Origin of the sequence: Actinomyces vulturis (assembly GCF_001687305.1) — a bacterium.
Classification (GTDB): domain Bacteria; phylum Actinomycetota; class Actinomycetes; order Actinomycetales; family Actinomycetaceae; genus Actinomyces; species Actinomyces vulturis.
This window is the reverse complement of record NZ_KV700385.1, coordinates 1-14427: the sequence shown is the minus strand read 5'-3', so window position 1 is coordinate 14427 and position 14427 is coordinate 1. Positions and strand designations below refer to the sequence as shown.

Here is a 14427-nt window from a genome sequence, read left to right as displayed (position 1 = left end):
ACGATGAATGGCCACGCAGGTGAACGCGGGGCGTTAGAAGCGTGACCAAGTCCTGTTACTAACCTTCACATGGCGACGGCAGTGGGGCAAGAGGTAACAGACGTGACGTGAGTCAGAATCGCGGTGGTTCTGATCACACGGTGTTATTCCGCCATTTTCTCTCGTAAGTTTTGGGACCTAAGGGCCTTTACCTACCTGAATTTCACATACTCGACCACGTTCTACCATCACCCCGCGTCCCGGGAGTGTAGCGAGTGCAGGATCGAAGAATCCTCGCATCTCACAACCAGCCACCATAGAAGCTTGTGGAAGGCTAGGAGACAGAATCACGATAAGCGCACGGTGACGCATGAGAGCGAGAGCCCCGCGGTTCATCATGGCAGCGGAGTGAATCGACATTGTCACGATCGCCCGTCCACCTTTGCGTACATGCCGCTCAAGTGACTGCTGAACCTCATGAGATTCTTGATCTATGTCATCAATGGCAAGAATGTCATCTTTCTGTGTGCTCATCGCAGAGGTGAAAGTAAGGAGAGCAGTGCTTTTCCCCGAGCACGGCGGTCCGGCGATGATGACGTGCCCATGGGAAGGGGCAGATAGTGGCTGATTACACGGTGCTTGAAGACCCCAATGCCCATCGGGAAGATGAGGCAGCATGACGGTATCAGGAAGAGGAAGAAAACGAAGTGGCTTGCGAGCAGGGGTGAAAAAGGATGGAGGGGGGAGAACGGGAAGGCAGACTTGGCATGCGATAGTCGCTGCGCCGATACGAAGAATGCCTCGTCCCGCCTTGCCATCACCTACGCACCAGCGCGGTAAGCCCGCTAAGGCACTATCACGAGGATCAGTGAGCCCGAGAATAATTCGCTGCGTGATGTTCTGAGTCCACCGCGCATTCATTGTTTGCAAGGTTCCTGTGAAGAGCAGGGAGATGTCTTTGCGATGCGCAGCAAGGAGAAGTTGTGTCATCAGTGAAATGCCTTCGCCAGGACCAAGGACACGATCTACCTGGCGAATCAGTTCGTCGCAACGATCCACAACCACAACGTCGTCACAAAGATCTCCAGAAAGAGCAGCACGCAAGAGGTGGATGCAGGTCATGGTCTCCTCTAGCGACGCTGTTGTTCCTACGCCAGGATGAGTAGCGAGGGCAGAAGAAACATCTTCCTCCAAGCCGATTGTGTGAATAACGCGTCCACTAGCAAGTGCACTGCCTGCTGCACTGAGCAATGCCGTAGTAACTCCGCTTCGAGGTGCGCCGAAAATTCCTAACTCGGAGTTGCTGTCCCAACTCCACGATGAGAGGCGCTGTTCATCAGGAAAATCTGTGAGAAGCAGTGGAAGTGAGCACTGGGCATTGTTCCTCTTCGATGTTCTTCGGCGAGTGAGATGTTCGTTGCCATTGTGATATGTGGTTGTACTGTGTGATGACTTGTGGGCAATACCTGGTGGATTGCCCCCAGGGAAATCGGTGCTCAGCGGTGACTTATCGGAAATTTGCGGTGGATTAGCCCAAGTAAGAAAGCACACCGCCTCTTGTTGTGTGATCGAATGAGGTAGAGGATCAGCCCACGGCTTCCATATCCGAGCTCTTGTGAAATCTCCGTTTTCTTCGCTCCGCAAAAGCACCTCGTCATGCCTAGTTGCGCTGTTGCGGTCACTCGTTTTATTGGACCATGCAGCGCTTATGAGGCGAACTCGTGATTCTACAACGTGTCGCTGACCCATCCATGGGCTTTGGAGTACAACCAAAGCACCGCCGTCATAGCGACAGGCCAATCGGCCAGGAATAGTGGGGAATTCTGCAGGGACTGAATCATCAACTACATCCCGCCCATCTGCCACATCATGAACACGCAAGCATACGCGTATTGCCACATTGGTCCGAATGGCCAAAGACATCTGTCCTTGGGGGCGCTGCGTGGAGAAAACCAGATGAACTCCGAGACTACGACCCTGCGCTCCCAGACGTACCAAAGAATCAAGAATATCCGCATGCTCACGAACAAGAACCGCGAATTCATCGATGATAATAAGCAGGCGTGGTGGACGTACATTGTCCGGGAGATCATCAATAGACCGTGCCCCGTAGTGAGCAACTCGGCGCTCGCGGGAGGCAAGTTCTGCCTCTAAGGATGCTAAGGCTCGGTGAGATGCTTGCGGATCTAAATCAGTAAGAACTCCGGCAACGTGGGGGAGTGATGAAAACACCTCACAAGTGGCACCACCTTTGTAATCAACTAGAACCAGACTGAGGTGCTCTGGACTGTAGCGGTGGGTGAGTTGAAGAATCCACGAGGTGAGGAGCTCAGATTTTCCTGAGCCTGTAGTGCCAGCGATTAAGGCATGAGGGCCATGGGCTACTAGATCGAGGGGAACATCTCGGCCAGCGTTATTACGACCAAGAATGAATGACAGCGATAGCGAATCGGACTTGTTCCAGGCGCGTTGGATGTAGTGCGGACGCGGGGGAGGTAGTAATTCCTGTCCATCGACACTCTGGGGAATGTTTTGAAAACTCAGCGAGGAGTTTGTCCTGGAGAGTAAGGCAAGTTCTCCAGATGGTTGAGAAATGGCGGCGTTGATGAGTGCAGTCCACCATGGTCGCGTTGTTAACCACTGTTCGAATTTGCGAATACGCGCACGGTGGTGGTGCTGACAGGCTGTTATGCCACCTCCTTCGATATTGATTGATGCTTCATATCGGTATTCTTCGCCCTCCGATAAGGGGCTTGTCTTTTTCTTTTGGGCAGGTATCTCTCCCCACCGGACACGAAACTCGTTTCCAGAAGGATCACCTACACAGTGAGCATCGTAAAGGGCGCTTACCTGTGCCATCCACCAGAACGCTCCGTATCGGGTGGTGAAAGTGAGATGTTCGCCGTCTTTCACAGTGGCTACGCGTGATTGGCGGAGGGAAGGAAAACGTCGAGAAGGAAAAACCTGGAATACTTGTTGAATGATTCGGCGATACTTCTGGTGGCCGAATACGCACCACTGCATGGTATTGAAAGCAGACATTTGTTGATCGACTAACCAAGCTAACAGCACATCACGTGGGGGACAGGCCCATGCAGAGAGTATTTCGTTTTGCCTTTCCTTGCTGCCAGCATGGCGCGATGCTCGTCCATTTTCTCGCCCCACTGTTCTTTCGCTACTTCGTTCGTTGAGAGCGCGCAACACAACGGGGACAGACGGTGGAGTTGCTGAACTGCGCCAAGAAGATGAGCGACGGTTCCTTCCCCTGCGTGAAGAACGGAGAAACAGCCTCAAAAGCATTGGCAGCACCATGAATAGCATCAATGGGAAATGCCCCCGCACAGTCATGAATGCACCCATAGCAGCCACGGGTAGCAGGGGGAGGAGAGCCTTTCCCCAAGGAAATAAACGGCGACGCGGAGGAGAGAACACCTCTATTCTCTCGACCCGGAGTAACACCGGGCCAAGCACCACAAGGTCACCGGGATAACAACGAACTGGGCGCTCATTAAGGAAAGAAATGACAACATGCCGGGGTAGAACGAGGCTCCACATGTGTTTGATCAACATCGCCAAACGCCACGAACACACACGCGGCCCAAGAGGAAATGATTGCCCCACTACCATGCGCATTGAAGGAGATGCGGATGTGCGTCGCACATGGCTTAAGGCCTTGGTGAGCGGCCACCAGGCGTGCCCAGAGCGAACTAATCCCACCGGAGCAGTGCTATTTATACGGCGAATACTCACCCAATCGCCATGGGGACTCACGACAAGATGCTGCCGGGAGATGCTTACGTCTCCACCCATCTCAGAGCGCCCCACAGTTTGCCGCCCGCGTAGCGCAATTAGTACGCCATCATTCTTGCCACCAATGACCTGGAGATACAGGCGTGGTGCGTCCGCAGAGATCAGAGGAGTGGTCATAGGATCAACTGTGGCGGGTGGATTACGGTGTCACGCGGCGTCGAAAAAGAACTGTGCAAAACTCCCGAGTACGCCACCGTGTGGGAAACGGGCACAGCGGTTCGTGACAGACTAGGACCATGGCTTCACGTCGTAACGACTCCACCGACCAGGCACCATCTTTATTCGACCTTGACCTGGATGACACGCACGATGCTCAGTCTGCCGAGACACTGGAGCAACAGGTCGGTCAATCCGCCGTAGAACAGCCCAGCAGCGACCAGCTCAGCGCTAATCAGTCCTCATCGTCCGCACACTCCTCGATCACGGTCAGTGACGTCCCCCAAGAAGTACGCGAACAGTGGAGTGAACTGGTCCGCATCGTCGAGCGTGCCCGTGTCGCCTACTACTCCTCCACGCAAGAACAAAGCCCTTACTCAGACGCTGAGTATGACCGCTATTTCCACCAACTGCTCGATCTCGAAGAGCGTTATCCTGCACTTGCGGTCCCGACCTCTCCTTCACGCACTGTGGGTTCTCCAATCACCACCGAGTTTGAGGCTGTCACGCACGCCGAACGTATGTACTCCCTCCAAGACGTCTTCTCACTGGACGAATTGGAACAGTGGGCAGCCCGCGTCCGTAACGACGTGGGCACCACCGATGACCTGCCCATGAGTGCTGAGGTCAAGGTGGATGGCGTAGCCGTTAATCTCACTTACATCAATGGTATTCTCACGCGAGGCGCTACTCGTGGTGATGGACAAATCGGTGAAGACGTGACCGCTAACGTTCTGACCATCGATGCAATTCCTCGTGTTCTGGCCGGAGACAACCACCCCGCCCTACTGGAAGTGCGTGGGGAAATCTATTTCCCCGTCAGCCAGTTTGCAGCCCTCAATGCTGAGCGCGAGCGGATCAATGCCGAACGCCTGGCCATCAATGCTCAAGCAGAAGCCGTCAACGCAGAACGCCGAGCCCATAATGCCTTGGTCAAAGCCATCAATGCTCAGCGTCGTAAAGCCAACAGCGAGATTAAAAAAGAGAACGCTGAACGCAAGAAATATAACGCTCAAGCCCGCGAAGAAAACGCACGTCGCCAGGAAGCAAATGCGACACTCGCCCCCAGTGAACAGCAGGAACTTCTCCCGCTCAAGGACATCCTGCCCACAGAAAAACTTGAAAAAACGTTGCCGCTTGAGCCCACTATGACGCTAGAGCAAATTTTTGCTAACCCTCGTAATGCTGCAGCTGGCTCATTGCGTCAAAAGGATCCGGCGATAACAGCCACACGTCCGCTGTCTATGGTGGCTCACGGTGTGGGCGCTGTCGTGGACTCTGAACCTATCCAGCGTCCCACCACTCAGATGGAGTGGTATCACCAACTGCGCGACTGGGGTTTGCCTGTTGCCGAATATACCGAAATGCTTGCTGGACGCGAGGCTCGTGAATCGTATATCCAGCGATACGCCGAGCGCCGTCATGATCTGGTTCATGAAATTGATGGCATTGTTTTCAAAGTTGAAGACCGGCAACTCCAGGACCAACTTGGCTACACCTCCCGTGTTCCCCGTTGGGCTGTAGCCTATAAATACCCGCCTGAAGAGGTTCATACACGCCTGCTCGCTATCGATGTTCAAGTGGGACGTACTGGCCGCGTTACCCCATTCGGGATCATGGAACCCATCGTGGTGGCCGGCTCAACCGTCTCCCGCGCAACTTTGCATAACGCCCAAGAAGTGGCACGTAAGGGCGTCAAACTTGGAGACATGGTGGTCCTGCGTAAAGCTGGTGACGTGATCCCCGAAATTGTTGGCCCGGTTCTCAGTGCACGTACTGGTGACGAACGTGACTGGACTATGCCTACACGGTGCCCTTCCTGCGCCTCCATCCTGGCACCAGGTAAAGAGGGAGACGTGGACCTGCGCTGCCCCAACCGCCAGTCATGTCCCGCCCAAATCACAGAACGTTTGGCCTACATTGGTTCACGTTCCGCACTGGACATCGAGGGTTTGGGTGATGAATCCGCCGCAGCACTCGCTCAGCCCTCCCTTGGTCGCAGCGAAGCTATTGAAGCACTAGCGGCCGGATATACACTGCGCGTTGGTTCTGACCTTCATCACCTGGATGAGGAATTGCTGGCTTGTCATGACGTGGCACTGAGTAACCCTGCTGAACCGATCATGCATCCTGTTATCCCTCATTGTGAGGTGGAGGAATTACGACAGGCTGCACGCACACTCGTGGAGACGGTAGTGGGACAAGAACGTTCGGCCTTGCTGGCCAGCGAATCACGACTTTTCGATCTCACCGCTGACGACCTCGCAACCGTGTGGGTCTGGCGCCCCGAACAGCGAAAAGCTCCCAACAATCGTGACATGATCCCTACGGGACATTGGCGTTTTATCCCTTATTTCTCAACTATGGCCCAACTTAACGGACCAGACGCCGATGGGGAGATTATCTCGAAGTCCGCTCGTATGATGCTTGAGCAACTTGAGCAGGCTAAGAGCCGTGAACTGTGGCGAGTCATTGTGGCCCTGTCTATCCGCCACGTTGGACCTACCGCTGCACGTGCGCTGGCGGCCACTTTCGGCTCCATGGACGCCATTATCGAAGCCACTGAGGAACAACTGGCTGACGTTGAGGGAGTGGGACCCACCATTGCCTCCTCATTACGCCGGTGGCTTTCCATCCCCTGGCATCGTGACATTATTGAATCCTGGCGTAAGGCCGGCGTGCGCATGGAAGAAAAACAACCCCAGAGCGTTGAGCAGATTTTTGATGGCCTGACCATCGTGGTCACTGGTTCTCTTGAAGCGCTGAAACGTGATGAGGCTAAGGAAGCCATCGTCTCTCGTGGAGGAAAAGCTGCAGGCAGTGTCTCGAAGAAGACTTCTTTCGTGGTGGCTGGGCCTGGTGCTGGATCCAAGGAGACCAAGGCCCGTGAATTGGGCCTGCCCATTATTGATGAGTCTACATTCCTGACAATCCTTGATGGTGGCTTCGATGCAGTCGATATCCCCGCCTTAAAGTAGGCAGAGTTTAGTTCACGACAAATCACTTGTGGGCTTTAAGTTAACTCTCCATAACTTCGCTTGCTTTGCAAACACTTTGTTAGGCGGATATGTGATGAGATAACGCGTAAACAAATAGGTGAGGGGCGCAGCATCATGATGCTGCGCCCCTCACCTATTTGTTACATCTTCTGCTTCCCAATCATCAGCGCCGCTAACTTATAGGTTGGGCTCCAACACATTGTCAACGGATCCAAGTACCTCTGTGAGATGGGAAGCCGTGAGAACTGACGAGTGCGGCATCGGGAGAGAGAAAAATGGTGGTCTAGTAATGAACCATGACCGGGGTGCCGATCTCATCCCAGTTGTAGTACCAGTGAGCACTGTCAACGGGAAGGTTCACGCAACCGTGAGAACCGGAATAACCGAAAGATGAACGCCACGGGGCACCGTGAATGGCGTAGCCCAGGTGGAAGTAACTAATCCACGGCACTCCGGGAGTCTCGTAGTCCTCACCACGCATGGTCTGGGACTCGTACTTTAAATACACAGAGAACAGGCCGGTGACGGTGGGGTGTTCTGCGCTGCCATCGACCATGGCTTCAGGGCCGCGAACCACGGTGGCGCCTTCATAGGCGGTGATGGTTTTGGCGGTGAGGTTAATATCGATCCATTTTTCACCAGGGGCTGCAGGATAAGCGAGATTCTGTGCTCCGTCAGCAATGACCTTTTCTTTCCACTCAGCAGTGATAGGGGTCATGGTGAAGGTGGCCTCATAGGGCTTGTTGTCGTTTAGCGCCTGGGTAAGAGCCTGGGCGATTTCGTTGGCGTTGTTTACCTCAGCGCCGTCTTCGGCTTCAACGGGTGTAGCCACGACGGTGCCGTTTTGTAGCACACGGCGCTGTCCAGTGATGGGCTCCGTTTTGGCCTCTTCTGCTTGGGCGGTAACCCACTGGGCAACTTTGGCTTCATCGACGGTGACAGTAGGCAGAGCAGTATTGTCGGCGTTCTGAGTGTTTCCACCCTGGTTTGTGATGGTGAGCCAGGAGGCCTTGACTTCAGCATCGGGGGAGAAGTGCATGTCTGAATCAGGCTTGCTTAGCACCACGTCCTGATGAATACGAGCATTAGCCTGGTTAGCCACTTCCTGAGCTTGCTCATCGGACACGCGTGGGGGCGCGTCGATGTAATCCAGAGTGATGGACTGGGATTTCAGAGTTTGGGTCGCCTCCTCTAAGGCCTTAGAGACTGTGGCGTCGTTAAGAGACTTACCGGTCACAGAGGGGGTGATGGTGAAGGCAGTACCTTCGTCATCGAGAACCACGGTGGCGTTTTTGGATTGCTGAACGTCAGCGGGGATCAGGTCATCTAAGTACGTGGTGAACTTTTGCTCGTCGATGGTAAATGAGGTAGGGATATCGCGCTTACTAAATAGTGCGGTGAAGCGATTCCATATGGAGGAGTTGATGCTTAGTGCGGATGTTGCAGTGGCATCAGCATCGACGTGAGCCCCAAGGTCACTGAGTGTCGGGGTAGCGGAGACATCACCGTTGATGGTGACTGTCACTTCGTCTGCTTTCTTGGTGATGGTGTCAGCGATTTGTTCTTTGGTTTTTCCAGAGACGTCAATGCCAGCGACTGAGGTGCCGGGAAGTGCACGATCAGCGTAGTGCGAGGCATAGGCGGCGCCACCGGCACTCACGCCTAGAAGGATGACCACTAAGGCACCGACCAACCAGGGCCACTTCTTGCGGCGCTCGGGTTCGTTGAGGGCGTCGGCAAGTTCCTGGGTGGATGCGGCCAGTTCATTGGGAACTGAACGCTGCAGGTCTTTTTCCTCGGGCACGCGTGCTCCAATCGGACAGAGAAAATGCAAAATTGTAAGAATCCTATCGGTTATCACACGGGTGCTAAAGGGTAATTAGCATTAAACCTCGTGGTAATTGATGTGAGTTGCCTGACCAAAGGCCTATTCGCCCTGCTATGTGCACATTGATGCCTTGGTGCTTATAGACTCAGCCCATGTCCACTATTTCCACAGATGAGGTTGCCCGCGTCGCAGCCCTGGCTCGCGTGGCATTAACGGATGAAGAGATCGAACGTCTGGCCACCGAACTTGACGGTATCGCTTCTTCTTTCGCCCGTATTAATGCTGTTGCCACGCCCGACGTGCCTGCAACATCCCACCCGGTTCCATTAACTAACGTCATGCGTGAGGACGTCCCCGGACAAACCCTTGATGTTGACGAACTTCTCGCAGGCGCACCTGCCAATGAAGATGGCATGTTCCTGGTTCCTCAGATCTTGGGGGAGGAGTGAGTATGGCTACCGATCAAATCATTTTTTCCGACGCCGCTGAGCAGGCCCGCCTTCTGGCTACCGGTGAAGTCTCCTCTCGCGAACTGACTCAGGCTCATCTGGATCGTATCGACGCCGTGGACGGCACTATTGGTGCATTCTTGGCTCGCGACCCCGAAGGTGCCCTTGCTGCTGCAGACGCCGCTGATGAACTTCGTGCCCAGGGAAAAGCCCCTCATGAACTCACCGGGGTGCCTGTCGCAGTTAAGGACCTCATCTGCACCCGTGGCCTGGCTACCACCGCAGCATCTAAAATGCTTGAAGGCTGGGAGCCTCCCTATGACGCCACCTTGACCACTAACCTTCGCCAGGCCGGCCTGCCCATCGTGGGTAAGACCAACCTTGACGAATTTGCTATGGGTGGATCCACTGAGCACTCCGCTTTCGGGCGTACCGCCAACCCCTGGGACCTGGGACGTATTCCCGGCGGTTCCTCCGGCGGTTCTGCAGCTGCACTGGCTGCGTGGGAAGCTCCTCTGGCTATTGGTACTGACACCGGTGGTTCCATCCGCCAGCCCGCAGCTGTGACCGGCACCGTGGGCGTTAAGCCCACCTATGGCACTGTCTCCCGCTTTGGTGTGATCGCCATGGCATCCTCCCTAGACACTCCAGGCCCCATGGCTCGCACCGTCCTGGATACTGCCCTTCTCCACGACGTGATCGCTTCTTATGACCACCTCGATTCCACCTCACTATCCGATGCTCCTCGCGGTATGGCTGACGTCGTTCGTCATGCACAGCAGGGGATGGATCTGACTGGTGTACGCGTGGGCGTCATTGATCAGCTCGATGGTGGTGATGGTTACCAGGCAGGCGTGGTGAAGTCTTTCCACTCCACCCTTGAACTGCTCGAGAAGGCCGGCGCCACTATTGATCGCGTCGAAATGCCTCATCTTGAGTATGCACTGGATGCCTACTACCTCATCATGCCTGCCGAGGTTTCCTCGAACCTCGCCCGCTATGACGGTATGCGTTACGGCTTACGCGTGGAGCCTGAATCTGGTCCAGTGACCGCTGAGCGCGTGATGGCCGCTACCCGTGGCGCTGGCTTCGGTGATGAGGTTAAGCGTCGCATCATTCTGGGAACCCACGCTCTAAGTGCCGGATACTACGATGCTTACTACGGCAGCGCTCTGAAGGTTCGTACCCTCATCCAGCGTGACTTTGCTGCAGCTTTCGAACGTTGCGATGTACTCGTCAGCCCCACTAGCCCTGTGACCGCTTTCCGCTTCGGCGAAAAGGATGATCCGCTGGCCATGTATAAACTCGACGTCACCACTATCCCCGCGAACCTCGCTGGCGTTCCTGGTATGAGCCTGCCCAGCGGCCTGAGCGACGATGGCCTGCCAGTCGGCTTCCAGATTCTCGCACCTCAGCGCTGCGACGATCGTCTCTACCGTGTGGGTGGAGTCCTGGAATCCATGCTGACTCAAGACGTTTGGGGAGGCCCGCTGCTGGCCAAGGCTCCCGCATTGGAGGAGAAGTAAATGAGTGTTCCAGTGATGGATTACGACGAAGCAGTTGCTAAGTTCGACCCGGTCCTGGGCCTTGAGGTTCACGTCGAACTGGGTACTGCCACGAAGATGTTCGACGCTGCGCCGAATGTTTTCGGTGCGGCCCCCAACTCCATGACCACCCCAACGTCTGTGGGGCTGCCCGGTGCTATGCCTGTGGTTAACCGCAAGGGTGTTGAATATGCCATCCGGATTGGTCTGGCGTTGAACTGCTCGATTGCAGAATCGTGCCGCTTTGCTCGCAAGAACTACTTCTATCCCGACCTGGCCAAGGACTTCCAGACTAGCCAGTTCGACGAGCCCATCGCCTACGACGGCTACCTTGATGTAGAACTCGATGACGGTGAAATCTTCCGCGTGCCCATCGAGCGCGCTCACATGGAAGAGGACGCCGGCAAGAACACCCACATCGGTGGCGCCGACGGCCGTATCGAAGGTGCACAGTACTCCCTCGTGGATTACAACCGCGCTGGTGTTCCCCTCGTCGAAATCGTCACCAAGCCCATCGAGGGCGCCGGTGAACGAGCACCCGAGGTAGCAGCCGCCTACGTTCGCACCCTGCGTGACATCTTCCGCGCCATCGGCGTGAGTGAAGCCCGCATGGAACGTGGCAACGTGCGTGCTGACGTGAACGTCTCCCTGCGACCCACCCCTGAGTCACCTCTGGGTACTCGTACTGAGACCAAGAACGTCAACACATTCAAGGGCATCGAACAGGCCATCCGTTATGAAATTTGCCGCCAGGCCCAGATCCTCAGCGATGGGGGAGAGGTTCTGCAGGAAACTCGCCACGGACAGGCTGATGGCACCACTCGACCTGGCCGCGTGAAGTCTGACGCCGACGATTACCGTTACTTCCCCGAACCTGACCTGGTTCCTGTGGCCCCCAGCCGCGAATGGGTTGAGGAAATTCGCGCTAGCCTTCCTGAAATGCCTGTGGCCAAGCGCCGCCGGCTTAAGGCTGAATGGGGGTTGAGCGATGACGAAATGCGCGACGTGGTCAACGCCGGCGCACTTGAACTCATCGAGGCATCCGCCGCCGCAGGTATCAGTGGCCAGGCCGCTCGTAAGTGGTGGATGGGTGAACTCTCCCGCACCGCCAAGGAGCAGGAGTGCGCACTCGAAGACCTGCCCGTCACCGCCGTTCAGATTGCCCAGCTCCAGTCCATGGTTGACAACGGCAAACTGACGGACAAGATGGCTCGCCAGGTCCTCGAAGGTGTTCTCGCCGGCGAAGGTGACCCCGAAAAGGTCGCCCAGGATCGCGGACTTGAGGTTGTTAATGATGATGGTGCACTGATTGCTGCTGTTGATGAGGCCCTTGCTGCTCAGCCTGATGTGGCTGAAAAGATCCGTGGTGGGAAGGTGGCCGCTGCTGGCGCGATTGTGGGTGCCGTTATGAAGGCCACTCGTGGTCAAGCAGATGCCAAACGTGTGCGTGAACTCATCATGGAGCGCGTCCAGGGCTAAATCAGTGCTGTTTTGTTCGCATTTCCTCTTGCCTCGTGTGGCGTTTCCCTTCAGTTTTTTCGGGAAGACGCCGTGTGAGAGTGGTTAAGAAGAATGAATAGACGGAAGTGAGACAGTCCGCTGAAGGTGGGCCGATGTCGGATTGTATTTTCGGCGTCGGCCCACCTTTTTGATCGAAAGTGACTAATTGTGATCGTCAGTAGCGCTTATTAGGCAAAAGTGAGCATAATAGTGCTATCTCATCGGAGACCCATTCCAGGCGCCCAGCGCCGTGATCAATGTCGACCCAAGGAATTGCTATGGCACAACCTAGCCCCAGTTACACCGTTGCTCTCCATCTGGAAGTTCCCGCAAGCCAAGCCGCTGTGGCGAAGTTGGTGTCCACCGCTTCAGCTCAGGGTGCCGTAGTCACTGGCGTGGACGTTGCTGACCCTGTTGGTGACAGCCTCGTTGTGGACTTGACCGTTGACGTCCGCGACTCTGTTCACCGCCGTGAACTGGTTGACGAACTGAGCAAGCAGGACGGCGTGACCGTTCTCAACGTTGGTGACTCCACTTTCCTTGCACACGTCGGTGGCAAGATTGAGGTCAACGCACGCACTCCTATCCATAACCGTCGTGACCTCTCTCGTGTCTACACCCCCGGTGTAGCTCGCGTATGTAAGGCTATTTATGACCATCCAGAGCGTGCTCGTATGCTCACCATTAAGAAGAACACTGTTGCCGTGGTAACTGACGGTACCGCTGTTCTTGGTCTGGGTGACATCGGCCCCGCAGCAGCTATGCCTGTGATGGAAGGTAAGGCCGTTCTCTTTAAGCAGTTCGGTGATGTGGACGCGTGGCCTGTGGCTCTGGATACTAAGGATCCTGAGGAAATCATCGCTATTTGCAAGGCCATCGCTCCTGCATACGGTGGCATCAATCTTGAGGACATTGCCGCACCAAAGTGCTTCGACATTGAAGCGCGTTTACGCGAAGAACTTGACATCCCCGTCTTCCATGACGATCAGCACGGTACCGCTATCGTGACCCTTGCTGCTCTTATTAATGCGCTGAAAGTCGTTGACAAGAAAATTGAAGACGTACGTATTGTCTTGTCAGGTGTGGGTGCCGCAGGTTCTGCTATCGCTAAGCTTTTGATGGCTCACGGCGCTCGTGACATTGTAGGTTACGGTCGTACCGGAGCGCTTAGTGCTACGGATACTGAGGGGATGAATCCTCACCGCAAGTGGCTGGCTGAGCATACTAACCCCCGTCAGGTTACTGGTAGCCTCAAGGAAGGCCTCAAGGGCGCTGACGTATTCATCGGCGTTTCTTCTGGCAACATTCTTGAGCCTGAAGATCTTGCTGTCATGAATGACAAGGCCATCGTCTTTGCTATGGCTAACCCCACCCCCGAAGTGGATCCGACTGGCGCTGCCGAGCATGCGGCTGTCGTCGCTACTGGCCGTTCGGATTACCCGAACCAGATCAACAATGTTCTGGCATTCCCCGGCCTCTTCCGTGGACTACTTGATGAGGGCATTTCTGATATCTCCGTAGATTTGCTCCGTGCGGCTGCCGTGGGTATTGCCTCCGTGATTGAAGATGAGGAACTGAGTCCCGTTTACATTATTCCCGGTGCCTTCGATACTCGTGTTGCTAAGGCAGTGGCAGATGCTGTTCGTCATATGAATGCAGCTCGGCAGGAAGTTACTGAATGATTTGCTGGTGATTGAGTGGCTATCTCGCACGCCTGATGAATTGCTGGACGTTCATGCCACATGACTAGTGGGTGAATGTATTTCGGTTATGGGTGGTGTGTACCTGCCGCTGAATCGCATGATTTCAACGAAAATCTGGTGATCCTAAAACTGTGTTTGGGGTCACCAGATTTTAGTTTGACAGGGGGGTGTTGGATGCAGTTAAGTTATACCCCGTTGCGCCAAGGGGCTGAGGAAAAAACAGCCGCGAAACGCACCGCCGATAATTAAAAAGAAACGCTCCAATGTGAGTCAGAACGCAAGTCCTGAAGTTGACATTAACGAGCGGATCTGAATAAGATTATCGGGTTGCTTCCGGCGGGGAAGCAAGAGTTGAGACTCTTGTGAAACGGTCGGTGGGCATGTTGTTTGAGAACTCGATAGTGTGTCAAGTTTATTTATGCCATGAGCATGCATGACTTGTTGTTGTGTGTGTTTATT

Annotated in this window: 7 protein-coding genes; 5 read left to right on the top strand and 2 right to left on the bottom strand. The window is 55.0% G+C overall.

The window, feature by feature from the left end:
- Positions 1-177 precede the first annotated feature (177 nt).
- Positions 178-3021 carry an FtsK/SpoIIIE domain-containing protein gene (locus tag A9753_RS00035; protein WP_067778417.1) on the bottom strand — a complete coding sequence of 948 codons (2844 nt, stop codon included), beginning with the start codon at positions 3019-3021 and terminating at the stop codon, positions 178-180.
- Between the two features lie 1004 nt (positions 3022-4025).
- Between A9753_RS00035 and ligA the strand changes: the two genes are divergently transcribed.
- Entirely contained in the window at positions 4026-6923 is a 2898-nt protein-coding gene (gene ligA, locus A9753_RS00030; protein ID WP_083090149.1) for an NAD-dependent DNA ligase LigA, read from the top strand.
- A 304-nt stretch (positions 6924-7227) separates the two neighbouring features.
- Here the strand turns inward: ligA and A9753_RS00025 are convergent, their stop codons facing one another.
- Positions 7228-8748: a L,D-transpeptidase family protein gene (locus tag A9753_RS00025; RefSeq protein ID WP_245637314.1), complete on the bottom strand. Its 1521-nt coding sequence runs from the start codon at positions 8746-8748 to the stop codon at positions 7228-7230.
- A 176-nt stretch (positions 8749-8924) separates the two neighbouring features.
- Here A9753_RS00025 and gatC point away from each other — a divergent pair, with 176 nt between their 5' ends.
- The 4 genes from gatC to A9753_RS00005 all read left to right on the top strand — a co-directional run bounded on the left by gatC (position 8925) and on the right by A9753_RS00005 (position 13947).
- Complete coding sequence (gene gatC / locus A9753_RS00020; protein WP_067778414.1) at positions 8925-9221, top strand: Asp-tRNA(Asn)/Glu-tRNA(Gln) amidotransferase subunit GatC; 297 nt, start codon at positions 8925-8927, stop codon at positions 9219-9221.
- A gap of 2 nt (positions 9222-9223) precedes the next feature.
- Positions 9224-10747 carry an Asp-tRNA(Asn)/Glu-tRNA(Gln) amidotransferase subunit GatA gene (gatA, locus tag A9753_RS00015; protein WP_067778411.1) on the top strand — a complete coding sequence of 508 codons (1524 nt, stop codon included), beginning with the start codon at positions 9224-9226 and terminating at the stop codon, positions 10745-10747.
- Entirely contained in the window at positions 10748-12244 is a 1497-nt protein-coding gene (gene gatB, locus A9753_RS00010; RefSeq protein ID WP_067778408.1) for an Asp-tRNA(Asn)/Glu-tRNA(Gln) amidotransferase subunit GatB, read from the top strand.
- A 299-nt stretch (positions 12245-12543) separates the two neighbouring features.
- Entirely contained in the window at positions 12544-13947 is a 1404-nt protein-coding gene (locus A9753_RS00005) for an NAD(P)-dependent malic enzyme (protein ID WP_067778403.1), read from the top strand.
- Positions 13948-14427 lie beyond the last annotated feature (480 nt).